Annotated in this window: 17 protein-coding genes; 12 read left to right on the top strand and 5 right to left on the bottom strand. The window is 71.4% G+C overall.

Translation table 11 applies throughout. From position 1 onward, the window contains the following. Positions 1 to 94: 94 nt before the first annotated feature. The 4 genes from ACGFMK_RS14605 to ACGFMK_RS14590 are packed head-to-tail and all read left to right on the top strand — an operon-like array spanning position 95 to position 4,567. Positions 95 to 1,366 carry an extracellular solute-binding protein gene (locus ACGFMK_RS14605; protein WP_392762273.1) on the top strand — a complete coding sequence of 424 codons (1,272 nt, stop codon included), beginning with the start codon at positions 95 to 97 and terminating at the stop codon, positions 1,364 to 1,366. Further along, positions 1,366 to 2,298: a carbohydrate ABC transporter permease gene (locus tag ACGFMK_RS14600; protein WP_392762271.1), complete on the top strand. Its 933-nt coding sequence runs from the start codon at positions 1,366 to 1,368 to the stop codon at positions 2,296 to 2,298. Before ACGFMK_RS14605 ends, ACGFMK_RS14600 begins: the two co-directional genes overlap by 1 nt. 9 nt (positions 2,299 to 2,307) lie before the next feature. Beyond that, a complete protein-coding gene (locus tag ACGFMK_RS14595) occupies positions 2,308 to 3,192 on the top strand; it encodes a carbohydrate ABC transporter permease (RefSeq protein WP_392762268.1) in 885 nt (294 codons plus the stop codon). A 16-nt stretch (positions 3,193 to 3,208) separates the two neighbouring features. Beyond that, entirely contained in the window at positions 3,209 to 4,567 is a 1,359-nt protein-coding gene (locus ACGFMK_RS14590) for a GH1 family beta-glucosidase (RefSeq protein WP_392762265.1), read from the top strand. Positions 4,568 to 4,574: 7 nt separating this feature from the next. Here ACGFMK_RS14590 and ACGFMK_RS14585 read toward each other — a convergent pair whose 3' ends face one another. Next, on the bottom strand, positions 4,575 to 6,371 hold the full coding sequence (locus tag ACGFMK_RS14585) for an AMP-dependent synthetase/ligase (protein WP_392762263.1): 1,797 nt from the start codon (positions 6,369 to 6,371) through the stop codon (positions 4,575 to 4,577). Between the two features lie 128 nt (positions 6,372 to 6,499). On the opposite strand from ACGFMK_RS14585, the gene ACGFMK_RS14580 reads away from it, so the two are divergent. The 6 genes from ACGFMK_RS14580 to ACGFMK_RS14555 are packed head-to-tail and all read left to right on the top strand — an operon-like array spanning position 6,500 to position 10,680. Further along, complete coding sequence (locus ACGFMK_RS14580) at positions 6,500 to 6,913, top strand: polyketide cyclase / dehydrase and lipid transport (RefSeq protein WP_392762260.1); 414 nt, start codon at positions 6,500 to 6,502, stop codon at positions 6,911 to 6,913. An 11-nt stretch (positions 6,914 to 6,924) separates the two neighbouring features. Next, positions 6,925 to 7,719, top strand: coding sequence for a metallophosphoesterase (locus ACGFMK_RS14575; protein ID WP_392762257.1), 795 nt, complete (start codon positions 6,925 to 6,927; stop codon positions 7,717 to 7,719). A 27-nt stretch (positions 7,720 to 7,746) separates the two neighbouring features. Beyond that, entirely contained in the window at positions 7,747 to 8,181 is a 435-nt protein-coding gene (locus ACGFMK_RS14570; protein WP_392762256.1) for an SRPBCC family protein, read from the top strand. Positions 8,182 to 8,185: 4 nt separating this feature from the next. Further along, complete coding sequence (locus ACGFMK_RS14565) at positions 8,186 to 9,313, top strand: ArsA family ATPase (protein ID WP_392762253.1); 1,128 nt, start codon at positions 8,186 to 8,188, stop codon at positions 9,311 to 9,313. Next, positions 9,310 to 9,726: a hypothetical protein gene (locus ACGFMK_RS14560; protein ID WP_392762250.1), complete on the top strand. Its 417-nt coding sequence runs from the start codon at positions 9,310 to 9,312 to the stop codon at positions 9,724 to 9,726. The genes ACGFMK_RS14565 and ACGFMK_RS14560 overlap by 4 nt, the downstream gene beginning before the upstream one ends. A gap of 15 nt (positions 9,727 to 9,741) precedes the next feature. Further along, positions 9,742 to 10,680 (top strand): ROK family protein, encoded by a 939-nt coding sequence (locus tag ACGFMK_RS14555; protein WP_323333092.1) that lies wholly within the window; start codon positions 9,742 to 9,744, stop codon positions 10,678 to 10,680. A gap of 176 nt (positions 10,681 to 10,856) precedes the next feature. Here ACGFMK_RS14555 and ACGFMK_RS14550 read toward each other — a convergent pair whose 3' ends face one another. Then, positions 10,857 to 11,333 carry an SMI1/KNR4 family protein gene (locus ACGFMK_RS14550; protein WP_392762247.1) on the bottom strand — a complete coding sequence of 159 codons (477 nt, stop codon included), beginning with the start codon at positions 11,331 to 11,333 and terminating at the stop codon, positions 10,857 to 10,859. A gap of 27 nt (positions 11,334 to 11,360) precedes the next feature. On the opposite strand from ACGFMK_RS14550, the gene ACGFMK_RS14545 reads away from it, so the two are divergent. Beyond that, on the top strand, positions 11,361 to 12,215 hold the full coding sequence (locus tag ACGFMK_RS14545; protein WP_392762244.1) for an NUDIX domain-containing protein: 855 nt from the start codon (positions 11,361 to 11,363) through the stop codon (positions 12,213 to 12,215). Here the strand turns inward: ACGFMK_RS14545 and ACGFMK_RS14540 are convergent. From ACGFMK_RS14540 to ACGFMK_RS14530, 3 genes are read right to left on the bottom strand one after another with little or no spacing between them, the layout of a single operon-like run. Continuing rightward, entirely contained in the window at positions 12,205 to 13,344 is a 1,140-nt protein-coding gene (locus tag ACGFMK_RS14540; RefSeq protein WP_392762241.1) for a glutamate--cysteine ligase, read from the bottom strand. The two genes, ACGFMK_RS14545 and ACGFMK_RS14540, sit on opposite strands and share 11 nt — an antisense overlap. Positions 13,345 to 13,354: 10 nt before the next feature. Next, entirely contained in the window at positions 13,355 to 13,891 is a 537-nt protein-coding gene (locus ACGFMK_RS14535) for a hypothetical protein (protein WP_392762239.1), read from the bottom strand. Further along, a complete protein-coding gene (locus tag ACGFMK_RS14530) occupies positions 13,888 to 14,655 on the bottom strand; it encodes an alpha/beta hydrolase (protein WP_392762236.1) in 768 nt (255 codons plus the stop codon). Before ACGFMK_RS14530 ends, ACGFMK_RS14535 begins: the two co-directional genes overlap by 4 nt. Positions 14,656 to 14,865: 210 nt before the next feature. On the opposite strand from ACGFMK_RS14530, the gene ACGFMK_RS14525 reads away from it, so the two are divergent. Next, positions 14,866 to 15,627: a lysophospholipid acyltransferase family protein gene (locus ACGFMK_RS14525; protein ID WP_392762233.1), complete on the top strand. Its 762-nt coding sequence runs from the start codon at positions 14,866 to 14,868 to the stop codon at positions 15,625 to 15,627. Positions 15,628 to 15,636: the final 9 nt, after the last annotated feature.

Here is a 15,636-nt window from a genome sequence, read left to right as displayed (position 1 = left end):
CTCTCATAGAGGCCACATTCTCGCCCGGCTCCCGGCGACACGCTCCCGGCGGCCGCGGTGTTTCCGCGCGCTTCAGCAGAACAACGGAGATCTCATGCGCCCGAACACGAGAACCAGCATGGTCCTGGCGGCCGTCCTGGCCGCCGTCACCGCCCTGAGCGCCTGCAGCGGCGGCGACGGCGGGAGCGGCGGCAAGATCAAGCTCAGCCTGGGGCTGTTCGGCAACTTCGGGTACACCGACCTGATCAAGGAGTACCAGGCCGCGCACCCGAACATCGAGATCACCGAGCGCACCGCCGCCTACTCCGACCACCACAAGAACCTGGCCGCGCACCTGGCCACCGGGGGTGGCGCCGCGGACATCGAGGCCATCGACACCGGGTACGTCGCCCAGTTCAAGGCGACGCCGGACAAGTTCGTCGACCTCAACACCGTGGGCGGCGACAAGCTCAAGGACCGCTGGCTCGGCTGGAAGTGGAACGCCTCCCTGGCCAAGGGCGGGCAGCAGATCGGCTACGGCACCGACGTCGGCGGCCTGGCCATCTGCTACCGCCGTGACCTGCTCCAGGCCGCCGGCCTGCCCGCCGACCGCGACGCCGTCTCGGCGCTCTGGCCGACCTGGCAGGCGTTCTTCGACGCGGGCAAGCGGTTCCAGGCCAAGGCACCCAACGGTGTCAAGTGGATGGACGGCGGCCCGACCGTGCTCAACGCGATCTTCGGCCAGGCTTCGACCGGCTACTACGACACGAGCGACAAGCTCGTCGTCGACAGCAACCCCGCGCTGCGCACCGGCTGGGACCAGGTCGTCGACGCCGTCAAGGCGAACCTGAGCGCCGGCCTGCTCTACAGCACGCCGACCTGGAACACCGGCTTCACCAAGGGCCAGTTCGCCACCGTGACCTGCCCGGCCTGGATGATGACCAAGATCAAGGACCAGGCGCCGGACACCGCCGGCAAGTGGGACGTCGCGAGCGTGCCGGGCGGCGGCGGGAACTGGGGCGGCTCGTACCTGACCGTGCCCAAGCAGGGCAAGCACACCGCCGAGGCCGCCGATCTCGCCGCCTGGCTGACCGCGCCCGAGCAGCAGGCGAAGGTGTTCACCAGCCAGGGCCTGCTGCCCTCGACGCCGTCGCTCTACACCGACCCGAAGATCACCGGCTACACCAACCCGTTCTTCAACAACGCGCCCGTCGGCAAGCTCTTCACCGACGCGGCGAAGAAGCTGAACCCGCAGTACCAGGGCCCGAAGGCCGGCGACGTGCAGACCGAGTTCGGCAACGCGATGCAGCGCGTCGAGCAGGGCAAGCAGGACGGTGCGGCGGCCTGGCAGCAGCTGGTCGGTGACGTCTCGAAGCTCCAGAGCTGATGGCTTCGGCAAGGACACTGAGCTTCGCCGACCGGCGGGCGAACTGGGACGTCAAGCTCTCGCCGTTCGGCTTCATCAGCCCGTACTTCCTGATCTTCGGTGTCTTCGGGTTGTTCCCGCTGCTCTACACGGCGTTCGTGTCACTGCAGAAGCGCAACCTGCTCGACGCCGAGGGCGCGAAGTTCATCGGGTTCGGCAACTACGAGCAGCTGCTGTTCCACGACCCGTACTTCTGGAACGCGATGGGGAACACGGTCAGCCTGTGGCTGCTGACCACGATCCCGCAGATCCTGTTCGCGCTCGGCATCGCGCACCTGCTCAACCGCAGGCTGCGCGGCCGGACGCTGTTCCGGACCGGCATGATCCTGCCGAACATCACCTCGGTGGCGGCGGTCACGATCATCTTCGCGCAGCTGTTCGGCCGGGACTTCGGCCTGGTGAACTGGGTGCTGAGCTGGTTCGGCGCCGGGCACGTCGACTGGCACGCGGGCACGGCCAGCTCGCACGCCGCGATCGCGTCGATGGTGATCTGGCGCTGGACCGGCTACCACGCGCTGATCTTCCTGGCGTCGATGCAGGCGATCCCGTCGAGCCTGTACGAAGCCGCGACGCTCGACGGCGCGAAGGGGCACCAGCAGTTCTGGCGGATCACCGTGCCGCTGCTGCGGCCGCAGATCATCTTCTCCACGGTGATCGCGACGACCGGGAACATGCGGCTGCTCGCCGAACCGCTGCTGTTCAACCCGGGCACCGCGGCCGCGACCGGCGGGTCCGACCGGCAGTTCCAGACCGCCGCGCTCTACCTCTACGAACAGGGTTTCACCAAGTACGACTTCGGCTACAGCTCCGCGGTGGCGCTGCTGCTGGCGATCGCCACGATGCTGGTGGCGGGCGTGGCGTACCTGGTGACCCGGCGCATCCAGACCGACTGAGGAGCGGACATGTCCACCGTGCTGACCTCGGCACCCCCCGTCGCGGCCCGGCCGCCCGGCCGGACGCGGCGGTTCACCCAGCGGGTGACCAGCCCGTGGACCTACGCCGCGCTGATCGCGATCCTGGCCGGCTCGGCGTTCCCGGTCTACTGGTCGTTCGTCGTCTCGTCGCAGACGCCGGACGCGGTGGGCAGCGTGCCGCCGGTGCTGGTGCCGGGCGGGCACCTGTTCGAGAACATCGCCCGGGTCTTCGACGAGACGAACTTCGGGCTGGCGCTGGCGAACTCGCTGATCGTCTCGGGCACCATCACGCTCTCGGTGGTGCTGTTCTCGACGCTCGCCGGGTTCGCCTTCGCCAAGATGCGCTTCCGCGGCCGCACCGTGCTGCTGCTGGTCGTGGTCGCCACCCAGGCGATCCCGACCGAGCTGGGCGTCGTGCCGCTCTACATCATGATGGCCGACTTCGGCTGGGCCGGGCAGCTGCAGGCGGTCATCGTGCCCGGCCTGGTCACCGCGTTCGGCGTGTTCTTCATGCGGCAGTACTTCGAGCGGGCGCTGCCGCTGGAGCTGCTGGAGGCCGGGCGGATGGACGGCTGCGGCTCGCTGCGGCTGTTCTGGCACGTCGCGCTGCCCGCGGCGCGCCCGGCCGCGGCGGTGCTCGGGCTGTTCACGTTCATGCAGGCGTGGAACGACTTCTTCTGGCCGCTGGTGGTGCTGGTGCCGGAGAACCCGACCGTCCAGACCGCACTGTCCACACTGGCCAGTGGCTACACCACCGACTACACGCTCGTGCTCACCGCCGCCACCCTCGGCACCATCCCCGTCCTCGTCGTGTTCCTGCTGTTCGGCCGCCAGATCGTCGGCGGCATCATGCAGGGCGCGCTCAAGGGCTGACTCTCCCGGAGTGAACGTGACGACCAGCTTCCCGCCCGGTTTCCGCTGGGGTGTGGCCACTTCGGCGTTCCAGATCGAGGGCGCCACCACCGAGGACGGCCGTGGACCGTCCATTTGGGACACCTTCGCCGCGGTGCCGGGCACCGTCGCCGGCGGTGACACCGGCGAGCCCGCGGCCGAGCACTACCACCGCTGGCCGCAGGACCTCGCGCTGCTCACCGGGCTCGGCGTGGACGCCTACCGGTTCTCGGTGTCGTGGCCGCGGGTGCAGCCCGCGGGCCGCGGCCGCGTCGAACGGCGGGGCCTCGACTTCTACCGGCGGCTCGTGGAAGGCTTGCGGGAGAAGGGGATCGAGCCGTTCCTGACGCTCTACCACTGGGATCTCCCGCAGGCACTGGAGGACGAAGGCGGCTGGCGCTCGCGCGACACGGCCCACCGGTTCGCCGACTACGCCGCCCTGGTCCACGCGGAACTGGGTGACCTCGTCGACCACTGGACGACGCTCAACGAGCCGTACCCGTGCGCGGTCGCGGGGTACGGCGAGGGCCGCCACGCACCCGGCGCGAAGGAGGGCCACGGCGCGCTCGCCGCCGCTCACCACCTGCTGCTCGGCCACGGCCTGGCGGTCCAGTCGATGCGCGGGCAAGCCGCGCCCGGCCACCGGTTCGGGGTCGTGCTCAACCAGTCCCCGACGGTGCCGGTGACCGATTCGGCGGCCGACAAGGCGGCGGCCGCGCGTCAGGACACGTTGCTGCGGCGGCAGTTCACCGACCCGCTCTTCGGCGGCCGTTACGCGCCGGGCCTCACGGCGATGTTCGGCGCCGCGTCCGACTTCTCGTTCCGCCACGACGGCGACCTGGAGACGATCGGCGTGCCGCTCGACTACCTGGGCGTCAACTACTACTACCGGCTGCACGTCGCGGACGCGCCGCCGCGCGAGCCGGACCCGGCCCGGCGGACGGCCGCCGACATCGGGGTGGACACGACCCGCCTGCCGGACGTCCCCCGCACCGGCATGGGCTGGCCGGTCGAGCCGGAGGGCCTGACGGAAGCCCTGGTCGCGCTGCACAACGGCTACCCGGACCTGCCGCCGGTGTACGTCACGGAGAACGGCTGCGTCTACCCGGACCGCAGCGACTTCGCCGACTACGAGCGCATCAGCTTCCTGAGCGACCACCTCGCGGCGGTCCGGGACGCGCTCAACGCGGGTGTCGACCTGCGCGGCTACTTCGCGTGGTCACTGCTGGACAACTTCGAGTGGGCGCACGGCTACAAGCACCGGTTCGGCCTGGTGCACGTCGACTACGCGACGCAGCGCCGAACCCCACGAGCGAGCTACCGCTGGTACCGCGATCACATCGCGGCCCAGCGGTGACCCGCGGCTACTTCTTGTACAGGGCCTCGATGTCGGTGGCGTAGTTCTTCGAGACCACGTTGCGCTTCAGCTTCAGGCTCGGCGTGATCTCGCCGCCCTGTTCGGTGAAGTCGTTGGCCAGCACGGTGAACTTCTTGATCGCCTCGGCCTTCGAGACGGTCTTGTTGGCCTCGTCGACCGCCACCTGGATCTCCGCCAGCAGGTCGGCGTCCGTCGCCAGGTCCGCGACCGAAGCGCCGGCGGGCTTGCCGTGCTGGGACTTCCAGGACGGGAAGTACTCCTCGTCGACGGTCACCAGCGCCGCGATGAACGGGCGCTGGTCGCCGACCACCATCGCCTGGCTGACCAGCGGGGCCGCCTTGATGGTGTCCTCGAGGCCGGACGGGGCGACGTTCTTGCCGCCCGCCGTCACGATGATCTCCTTCTTGCGGCCGGTGATCTTGAGGAAGCCGTCGGAGTCCAGCTCGCCGAGGTCGCCGGTGTGGAACCAGCCGTCGGTGAGCGATTCCGCCGTGGCCTGCGGGTTGTTGTAGTACGCGCGGAACACGACGTCGCCCTTGAGCAGGACTTCGCCGTCGTCGGCGATGCGGACCGACGTGCCGTTGACCGGCTTGCCTACCGTGCCGACGCGGAACGCCGACTGCGTGTTGACGTTCGCCGCCGCCGACGTCTCGGTCAGGCCGTAGCCCTCGAACACCGGGACGCCGATGCCGCGGAAGAAGTGCGCCAGCCGCGCGCCGAGCGGGGCGCCGCCCGAGACCGCCGCCACGCAGCGGCCGCCGAGGGCCGCGCGCAGCTTGCCGTAGACCAGCTTGTCGAACACCAGGTGCTTGGCCTTCAGGCCGAGCCCGGCGCCGCCCTTGTCCTGGGCCTCGCTGTAGGCGACCGCGACGGCTTCGGCGGCGTCGAAGATCTTGCCCTTGCCGTCGCCGTGGGCCTTCTGCTTGGCCGAGTTGTAGACCTTCTCGAACACCCGCGGCACGGCGACCACGAACGTCGGCCGGAAGGTGCCCAGGTCGGGGACCAGGTTCTTGACGTCCGGGGTGTGCCCGAGGGTGACCCGGGCGGTGAGCGCCGTCACGGCGATCGCGCGGGCCAGCACGTGCGCCAGCGGCAGGAAGCACAGCAGCGAGTTGCCCTGCTCCATCAGCTGCGGGAACGCCTCGATGTCGGCGCGGATCTCGGCGAGCAGGTTCCGGTGGGTCAGCTCGACGCCCTTGGGGCGGCCGGTGGTGCCCGAGGTGTAGACGATCGTGGCGAGTTCGTCGGCGACGACCTCGCGGCGGCGCTCGTGCAGCTCGTCGTCGGACAGCGTCGCGCCGAGCGCGGACAGCTCCTCGACGGCGGGGGAGTCGCCCTCGATCTGCCAGGTGTGGTCCAGGACCGTCAGGCGATCGCGGATCTCGTCGACCGCGCCGGCGTGCGCGTTCGTCTCGACGAACACACCCTTGGCGGCCGAGTCCGAGAGGATCCAGAACACCTGTTCCGGGGACGACGTGTCGTAGATCGGGACGGTCACCGCGCCGGCCGCCCAGATCGCGAAGTCGATCAGCGTCCACTCGTACCGCGTCTTCGACATGATCGCGACGCGGTCGCCGCGGCCGATCCCGGCCTGGGCCATGCCCTTGGCGACGGCGAGCACCTCGCCGGCGAACTCCTTGGCCGTCACGTCCAGCCAGCTGCCGTCGACCTGACGGCGGAAGCTGACCACGTCGGAGAACCGCTCCGCGTTCGCCCAGACGACATCGGACATGTTTTCGTCGTCGGCCACCGGCTTGCCGGCGGGAGCGCTGTATTCGCGCACGTGGACCTCCGTGTTCAACGCGTGCGGCAGGCGACACCGCTGTTACCCGCCAGTCAACTTAGCGTGAGGAGCACCTTAAGACCATGCTGACCGGCGTCGCACGGCGAGGGCGTGACATTCTTCGCTCCGTGAACCAGGCGCCACCCGCTCTCGACGTCGTCGACGAGACGTTCCTCGTCGTCCCGCCCGCCACCGTGGCCGCGGTCTTCGCCGATCCGAGGTCCTGGACCCGCTACTGGCCGGACCTCGTCCTCGAGGTCTACACCGACCGGGGCGAAAAGGGCCTGCGCTGGACCGTGCGCGGCGCGCTCGTCGGTACGATGGAGATCTGGCTCGAGCCGGTGCTCGACGGCACCCTGCTGCACTACTTCCTGCGGGCGACCCCCGCCGACGCGGCCGGGACGCCCCGCGTGCTGGCGCCGCGCGACCTGCGCCGGGAGTTCGACCGGCGGGCCCGCGCGGCGAAGGCGATCGCACTCGGGCTCAAGGAGATCCTGGAGGACGGGCGCGAGCCCGGCGTTCCTCCGCGCGGTGACGAGTAGGGGGACCAGGGGTGCGGGTACACGTCGTCTCGGACGTGCACGGCAACGCGGACGCGCTGAAGCGCGCCGGAGACGGGGCCGACGCCCTGGTCGTGCTCGGCGACCTGCTCGACTTCGTCGACTACCGCGAGCACGACAAGGGCATCATGGGCGCGCTCTTCGGCGGCGAGAAGGTCGGCGAGTTCGCCCGGCTGCGCCGCGAGGGCACCCGTGACGAAACCGTTGCCTACTCGCGCACGCTCTGGGCGAGCCTCGACGACCCGGCCGCGGCCGTCGACGAGGCGATCCGCGAGCAGTACGCGACGCTGTTCGCGGCGATGACCGCGCCGACGTACGCCACCCCCGGCAACGTCGACACCCCCGCGTTGTGGCCCGAGTTCGCCGGCGAGGGCATCCAGGTCCTGGACGGCGAGGTCGCCGAGATCGGCGGCCTGCGGTTCGGGTTCGTCGGCGGCGCGCTGCTGCCCGACGGGGTCGTCCCGCGCCGCCGCAAGGGCGCCGCCTGGCGCCCCTACCTGCGGGATCGCGCGGACTACGACGCGAGCGTCGCCGCCCTCACCGAGGTCGACGTGCTCTGCACGCACGCCCCGCCGGCGCTGCCCGAGCTGACCTACGACGTCGTCGCGCGCCGCAGCGAGCTCGGCTCGAGCGCGCTGCTCGAGCTGATCCGGGCCCAGCGGCCGCGCTGGTCGGTGTTCGGGCACGTGCACCAGCCCCTGGCCGCGCGCGCCCGGGTCGGCCTGACCGAGTGCCGTAACGTGGGTCACTTCAAGGAGACCGGGCAGCCCTACGTGCTGCGCTGGTGACCGACCGCGGCGGCTACGCTTCGTCCCATGGCCGAGCAGTCCACACAGTCCATCGAGGTCGACGCCGAGCCCAGCCGGGTGATGGCCGTGATCGCCGACTTCCCCGCCTACCCGGAATGGGCGAAGGCCGTCCGGGAGACCGAGGTCCTGGACACCGACGCCGAGGGGCGCGCCAAGCAGGTCAAGCTCACCCTCGACGCGGGCCCGATCAAGGACGTCTACACGCTTGAGTACGACTGGGACGCCGACGCCCTCGGCGTCAGCTGGCACCTGGTCAAGGGGCAGATGCAAAAGGCCCAGAACGGCCGGTACGCGCTCGAGGACCTCGGCGGCCGCACCCGCGTCACGTACACGCTGTCGGTCGAGCTGGCGCTGCCGATGATCGGCCTGCTCCGCCGCAAGGCCGAGAAGATGGTCATGGACACCGCGCTCAAGGAGCTCAAGAAGCGGGCCGAGGGGTAACCGGGTGCGGATCCTGCTGTTCACCGGCAAGGGGGGTGTCGGGAAGACCACGCTGGCCGCGGCGACCGGCGCCGCCCTGGCCGCTCGCGGCAGGAAGACCCTCGTCGTCTCCACCGACCCGGCGCACTCGCTCGGCGACGCCTTCGGCCACCCGCTCGGCGCCGAACCGTCCGAAGTGGACGCTCTGCTTTCGGCCGTCCAGATCGACTCCCGGACGCTCGTCGACACCACGTGGCACCAGCTGCGCGCCGAGCTGCAGACGACGCTGGCCGGCGCGGGCCTGGACACCCTCGACGCCGAAGAGCTCACCGTGCTCCCGGGCGTCGACGAGCTGCTCGCGCTGAGCGAGGTCCGGCGGCTGGCCGAGCACGGCCCGTGGGAGACCATCGTCGTCGACTGCGGCCCGACGGCCGAGACGCTGCGGCTGCTCGCCCTGCCCGAGGCCGTCTCCGGCTACCTGGCCCGGGTGTTCGACCGCCGTGTCACCGAGTCCGTGCGCCGGCTGGCCGCCCATCTGGACGGCCTGCGCGCGCTGCTCACCGAGCCGTCGGTGACGACGGTCCGGCTCGTCCTGACCCCGGAGCGGGTGGTCGTCGCCGAGGCGCGCCGCACGCTCAGCTCCCTGGCCCTGCGCGGCATCGCCGTCGACGGCCTCGTCGCCAACCGGCTGATGCCCGCGCCCGGGTTCTGGCGCGGCGGGGCCGCGTCGTGGCTGCGCACACGCCGCACGCAGCAGGACACCGTGCTGGCCGAACTCTCCGCCGCCGGGTTCGAGGCGGTGTCCCGTGTCGAGCACCGCGCCGTCGAGCCGGTCGGGCTGCCCGCGCTGCTGGAGATCGCCGCCGAGCTCTACCGCGACGCCGACCCGCTGGACGGCAACGGCACCCCGGTCACCCCGCTGCTGCGGGTCCGGCCGGCGCCGGAGGGCTACACGCTGCGCATCGCGATCCCGCTGGGGCGCGACGCCGAGGTCGATCTCGCCCGCGTCGACGACGACCTGGCGATCACCGTGGACGGCTTCCGCAGGCTCATCGCCCTGCCGGAGTCGCTGCGGCCGTGCCGGATCACCGGCGCGGAATCCGACGCCGACGGCCTGCTCGTGAGCCTGGCCGGGAACCGGGGACGCCGGTGAGCGAAGAAGAGGCCGCCGACGGGTTGCGCCTGGCCGAGGAGCTCCGGCTGCTGGTCGAGATGGTCGTCGAGAAGGCCGCGCCGTGGCTCGAAGGTGTGGTCGCAGCCGGGCACGGTGACCCTGACCAGGCGAAACCCGAGGGCTCGGCGTGCGGGTGGTGTCCGCTGTGTGCGATCGTCGCCGTGGTGCGAGGTGAGCGTCCCGAATTCGCGGCGAGGCTGCTGGAACAGCTGGCCCAGCTCGTGGCGTTGCTCCGAGCGGTGCTCGCGGACCGCTGGGAACCGGACGAGGGCGTGCACATGCCCGGCTTCCGGCCCGCGCCGCGGCCGGCGGCGGACGACGTGGCGTCGCCGCGGGTGCAGCACATCACCGTCCGCAGACGGGACGAGTGGCGGCCGGATCGGGAGAGCTGAGTGCGGACGATAGGGGTGGACGTCGGCGGGACGAGCATCCGGGCCGGTGTGGTGGACGAGCGTGGCTCGCTGCTCGACACGGCCCGGGTCTCGACGCCGACGGAGGAAGGCGCCCTCGAGGACGCCATCGCGGGCGTGATCGAGGACCTGCGCAACCGGCACGAGGTGGCGGCGGTCGGCCTGGCCGTCGCGGGCTTCGTCGCGCGCGACCGCCGGTCGGTGATGTTCGCGCCGCACCTGGCGTGGCGCGGCGCGCCGGTCGCCGACCGGATCGAGAAGCGGGTCGGCCTGCCGGTGCTGCTGGAGCACGACGTCAACTCGGCGATCGTGGGCGAGCACCGCTTCGGCGCGGCCCGCGGCGCGCACGTGGCGGCGCTGGTCGCGCTCGGCACCGGGATCGGCGCCGGGCTGCTGCTGGAGGGCAAGCTGTACCGCGGCGCGTACGGCGTCGCGCCGGAACTGGGTCACCTGACGGTGGTCCGCGGCGGCCGCCCGTGCCCGTGCGGCAAGTACGGCTGCTGGGAGCGCTACTGCAGCGGGACGGCGCTGGCGGCGACGGCGGTGGAACTGCTCGCCCGGCACCCGGGCCGCTCGACGGTGCTGGCCCCGCAGGTCGCGGGCGACCCGGGCTCGGTGACGGGCCGGCGGGTGGCGGGCGCGGCCCGCGACGGCGACCCGATCGCCCAGCTGGCGATGGCGGAGCTGGCCAAGTGGCTCGGCGAGGGCCTGGCGCTGGTGGCGGACGTGTTCGACCCGGAGATCATCGTGATCGGCGGCGGCGTCTCGGAGTCGGCCCCGCTGTTCCTGGACGAGGCCCGCGAGCACTACGCGGGCGCGATCACCGGGGCGCGGCACCGCCCGCTGGCCCGCATCCGCACGGCCCACCTGGGCGACGACACGGCGATCGTCGGCGCGGCGGCCCTGGCCGTGGAGATGGCCAAAACCCCGGTCTGACCGTCCGAGTGCACTCCCGAGTGTCACCCGAAATGGCCACCCCACTCCGCGCAGAGACGCATCTTCCCTAGGAAAGTGACGCCTCAGGGGTTCGAAGACCGCACTTTCCCAGCGAAAGTGCGGCTTTGAAGCGCAAAGTTGGTGACTGTGTCACCTGACTGGGGCGGCCGCCGCGGTCACTCCTCCGGGAAGCTCGCCGAGGGCACCAGCCCTTCGGCGAACGCGCGGAACGTCGGGGCCAGCGGCAGCTCCGACTCCAGCTCCACGTCGAACCACCCGACCGACGGCTCGGCGGAGCGGCGGTAGTCCAGCGCCACCCACGTGTGACTGTCGCCGGACAGCACCACCAGCCGTTTCGGCAGGTCCCATTCGGTGCTCAGGTGGGGCGAGTCCAGCAGCGACAGCCGCCCTCCCACGCCGAGGAGCCGGTCGAAGGGGACGTGGGTGTCGCTGTACGTCGTCGGCCTGCTGGTCGGGAAGGCGTCGCAGTGTGCGGCGACCGTGCCGCCGTTGCGCAGGCCCAGCAGCTCGCCCAGCTCCAGCGGCAGCCGGACGCCCAGCTCGCGGCCGGCGTGGGCGAACTCCCTGGCGCTCAGCGGCTCGCCGGGGCCGCGGTCCCAGAACGTGGGCTTGAGCTGCTCGAACGAGGTCATACCGGAGAGTGTGCCAAGGTGGACGGGGTGAGCCAGCAGCCGTCCGCGAGTGTGTTCGTCCGGTGTTCCTGCGGGCACCTGCACTGGGGCCGCTACGGCGCCGCCGGCCTGCTGCTGTTCGACCCGGCGCGCGGGGTGCTCCTGCAGCGCCGGGCCTGGTGGGTGCACAACGGCAGCACCTGGGCCCTGCCCGGCGGGGCGATCGAGGCGGGGGAGACCGCCGTCGAAGCCGCCTCCCGGGAAGCCTTCGAAGAGGCCGCCATCCCCGTCGACGCGTTCCGGGCGCTTTCCGCCTCCGTGGTGGACCATGGCGACTGGAGCTACACGACCGTCCTCGCGCTGGCCGACGGCATCGAGGCCAAGGTCGCGAACACCGAGAGTGCGGAGGTGCGCTGGGTGGACCCCGACGACGTCCCGGGCTACCGGCTGCACAGCGGGTTCGCCGCGGCCTGGCCCGCGCTGCGCCCGCGGGTCGGGCAGGAGCTGGTGCTGGTCGTCGACGCGGCGAACGTCGTCGGCTCGCGGCCGGACGGCTGGTGGCACGATCGCCACGGCGCCGCCGAACGCCTGCGCGACCAGCTGGCCCGCCTCGCCGAAGCGGGCCTGCCGGACCCGGACGATCCCACGCTGACCTGGTGGCCGCGGGTGATCCTGGTCGTCGAGGGCAAGGCGAGCGGCGTGCAGCCCGTCAAGGGCGTGGACGTCGTGCCGGCCGACACCGACGGCGACGCGAAGATCGTCGAGGTCGCCGGACAGCACGGCCAAGCGAAGGTGCTCGTCGCGACGGCCGATCGTGAACTGCGGCGCCGGGTCGAGGCGCTCGGCGCGGCCACGATGGGCCCGGGCACCCTCCGGACCCAGCTGGACCAGCTCAATCCTTGAGGATCCCGTCGCGCATCTCCGCGACCAGCGACGCGACGACGGCCTTGAGGCTGCCCTTGTGCTGCGTCGCCACCGCCCGCTGGCGCCGGTAGCTGGGCCCGTACTTCAGGATCGTCTCGACGTCCCGCAGCTCGGCTTCGCAGTCCAGCCGCCGCGCCACCGGCTCGAGCCGGTTCAGCAGGTCGCAGACGTCGTCGGTGACCAGCCGCTCGCGCCCGGCCGCGTCCAGGATGACGATCGCGTCGGTGCCGTAGCGCGCCGCGCGCCACTTGTTCTCCTGGACGTGCCACGGCGGCAGCGTCGGGAGGATCTCGCCGTCGTCGAGGCGCGCGCTGAAGTCGTCGACCAGGCACTGGCTCAGCGCCGCGATCGCGCCGACCTCCTCCAGCGTCGGCAGCCCGTCGCAGACCCGCAGCTCGATCGTGCCCAGCCGGGGCGAGGGCCGGATGTCCCAGCGGATCTCCGAAAAGCTGTCGATCACGCCGGTGGTGAACATGTCGTCGACGTAGTTCTCCAGCTCCGCCCACTTCCGGAACTGGAACGGCAGCCCGGCGGTCGGCAGCTGCTGGAAGATCAGCGCCCGGTTCGACGCGTACCCGGTGTCCTCGGCGCCCCAGTACGGCGACGACGCCGAGAGCGCCTGCAGGTGCGGCGCGTAGTTGAGCAGCGCGTCGAGCACCGGCAGCACCTTCTCGCGGTGGTCGAGCCCGACGTGCACGTGGACGCCGTAGATCAGCATCTGCCGTCCCCACCACTGGGTGCGGTCGATGAGCTTGGCGTAACGCTCCTTGTCGGTGACCTTCTGCTGGTACCAGTTGGAGAACGGGTGCGTCCCGGCCGAGAACATCTCGACGCCGAGCGGGTCGGCGACGCCGTGCACGACGTCCAGCGACTCGTTCAGGTCCGCCTTGACCTCGGCGATCGTGTCGCAGACACCGGTGATGATCTCGATGGTGTTGAGCAGCAGCTCCTGCTTGATCTTCGGGTGCTCGGCCGCACCGTCCGGGCGGACGGCGTCGAGGATCCGCTCGGCGGTCGACGACAGGTCGCCGCTGCGCCGGTCCACGAGGCCCAGCTCCCACTCCACGCCCACGGTGGATCGCCGCGAAGGCGTGAATTCGATGGTCATCGGGGCCGGGTCAGACCTGGGCGCCGTTGCTGGGGTCGGCGCCCGGCGGCGGGCCCTGCCGGACGCGGAGCAGCAGCAGCGCGATCGACGTCGCCAGCGCGAGGATGCCCAGCGGCGTCGCCACGGTCGGGCCCACGCCGATCACGTCGGGCAGGATCAGCAGGAAGAGCCCGGCCAGGAACAGCAGCAGGATGAGGAACGCGCCCATCTTCGGCCGCGGCAGCGGCGGCGGCTCCGGCGGGACGAAGTGCTCGTCGTCGTCCGCCGGGTCGTCGGAGAACATCGTGCTGTCCCACGTCGTGCCGCCGGAGCGCCAGCCGGTGTCCGGCGGATCGGCCGCGGCGGGCGGCTTCGGCTCGGCGGGCCGGTCCGGCGTCTTCCGGGACTCACTCTCCTCGGCCACCCCGCGGCCCGTGGTGCCACCGGTGTCGCCGGCGTTGTCCGCGGTGTCCATCTCGGGGAGCCCGAACCCGTCGGCCCGCAGGTCGGCGACGATCTCGGCGAACGTCGCGTCGACGTCCTCCGGCCCGTCCTTCCCTCGGCTCATGCGGTCTCCTCCGCTTGCCCGGCGTGCGCCTTCGCGAACTCGACGCTCCGGGTGAAGATCACTTCCGCGTCGTTGTCCTGGGTCGCCACGTGGTAGCTGTTCTCCAGCACGACCTCGGTGACGTCGGTGCTCGAAACCCCGTCGAGCACCAGCTGCGAGTTGACCGGTTCGACGACGTGGTCGACCGACGAGTGCAGCAGCAGCACCGGCTGCGTGATCTTCGGCAGGTCGGCGCGCACCACGGCCCACAGCTTCGCCAGGCTCGCCGCCGCGCGCACCGGCGTGCGCGGGTAGGCCAGCTCGGTCTCGCCCGGCTTCTTGATGTCGTTCGCGATCGCCGGCACCGAGGGCACGATCTTGCCCAGCACCGGCAGCAGCTTCGTGTCCCACTTCAGCCGCGTCACCGACGGGTTGACCAGGACGATCCCGGCGATCCGGTCGCCGAACTCCTCGGCGAGGCGCAGCGTGAGCGTGCCGCCCATCGACAGGCCGCCGACGAACACGGTCTTGCAGGACGAAAGCAGCTCCAGCAGGGCTTCGCGGACGGCGCCGTACCAGTCCTGCCACGTCGTGCGGTTGAGGTCCGGCCAGCGGGTGCCGTGCCCCGGCAGCAGCGGGCAGCGCACGGTGAACCCGGCCTCGGCGAGGTGGTCACCCCAGGCCCGCATGCTGGCCGGGGTACCGGTGAAGCCGTGGCAGAGCAGGAACCCGGTCTCGGCCGAACCGGTGTGGCCGAACGGTTCCGCGCCGGCGAGCACGCCCATGCGATCGCCTTCCGTGTGAGCGGTGTAGGCCATCCATGCTCTCACGGGTCGAGGGCGTTGTGGGGGTCCGCCCGGACCCGTAATTCTCTGTGAGATCGATCGCTGCCCGCCGGTATCCGGGTGGTCGCCGTTGTGCGGATGCCGTCCGGCTTCGTAGTCTGGTCGACGCGGGTTACAGGGGTTGAGCTGCGATGGAGGACTGAGGCACCGGTGCTGTACTGGCTCATGAAGTGGGTGTTCATCGGTCCGCTGCTCAAGACGCTGTGGCCGACGAAGGTCACCGGCGCGGAGAACATCCCCGAGACCGGCGGCGCGATCCTGGCCGGCAACCACCTCGCGGTCGCCGACTCGTTCTTCATGCCGCTGCGGGTCAAGCGCAAGGTCACCTTCCCGGCGAAGTCCGAGTACTTCACCGAGCCCGGCTTCAAGGGCCTGCTCAAGAAGTGGTTCTTCACCGGCGTCGGCCAGTTCCCGATCGACCGCTCGGGCGGCAACGCGGCCCAGGCCGCGCTCGACACCGCGACCCGCCTGGTCAAGGCCGGCCACCTGCTCGGCATCTACCCCGAGGGCACCCGCTCCCCGGACGGCCGCCTGTACAAGGGCAAGACCGGCGTCGCCCGGATCGCGCTGGACTCCGGCGGCGTCGTCGTCCCGGTGGCGATGATCGGCACCGACAAGGTCAACCCGATCGGCTCGAAGATGTGGTGGCCGCGCCGGCTCGAGGTCCGCTTCGGCAAGCCGCTCGACTTCTCGCGGTACGAGGGCCTCGCGGGCGACCGCTTCATCGAGCGGTCGATCACCGACGAGATCATGTACGCGCTCATGGAGCTGTCCGGCCAGGAGTACGTCGACATCTACGCGGCGAAGGCCAAGGAACTGCTCGCCGCGGAGGCGGCCGGCGCGAAGCCGAAGGTGCCGGCCCAGGCCACCGCGCGCGACGCGGCCCGGGTGCCCGACAGCAAGGTCGGCTGACCCACTACT

This window comes from Amycolatopsis sp. NPDC049252, from assembly GCF_043197175.1.
Taxonomy (GTDB): Bacteria; Actinomycetota; Actinomycetes; order Mycobacteriales; family Pseudonocardiaceae; genus Amycolatopsis.
The sequence above is the reverse complement of the archived record's forward strand: the minus strand, read 5'-3'. Positions and strand labels throughout refer to the sequence as shown.

Bases quoted from the DNA above. Each gene is read 5' to 3' on its own strand.
- ACGFMK_RS14605 (WP_392762273.1), top strand. From the start codon at position 95: ATGCGCCCGAACACGAGAACCAGCATGGTCCTGGCGGCCGTCCTGGCC.
- ACGFMK_RS14600 (WP_392762271.1), top strand. From the start codon at position 1,366: ATGGCTTCGGCAAGGACACTGAGCTTCGCCGACCGGCGGGCGAACTGG.
- ACGFMK_RS14595 (WP_392762268.1), top strand. From the start codon at position 2,308: ATGTCCACCGTGCTGACCTCGGCACCCCCCGTCGCGGCCCGGCCGCCC.
- ACGFMK_RS14570 (WP_392762256.1), top strand. From the start codon at position 7,747: ATGGCCGAGCAGTCCACACAGTCCATCGAGGTCGACGCCGAGCCCAGC.
- ACGFMK_RS14550 (WP_392762247.1), bottom strand. From the start codon at position 11,333: ATGACCTCGTTCGAGCAGCTCAAGCCCACGTTCTGGGACCGCGGCCCC.
- ACGFMK_RS14540 (WP_392762241.1), bottom strand. From the start codon at position 13,344: ATGACCATCGAATTCACGCCTTCGCGGCGATCCACCGTGGGCGTGGAG.
- ACGFMK_RS14535 (WP_392762239.1), bottom strand. From the start codon at position 13,891: ATGAGCCGAGGGAAGGACGGGCCGGAGGACGTCGACGCGACGTTCGCC.
- ACGFMK_RS14530 (WP_392762236.1), bottom strand. From the start codon at position 14,655: ATGGGCGTGCTCGCCGGCGCGGAACCGTTCGGCCACACCGGTTCGGCC.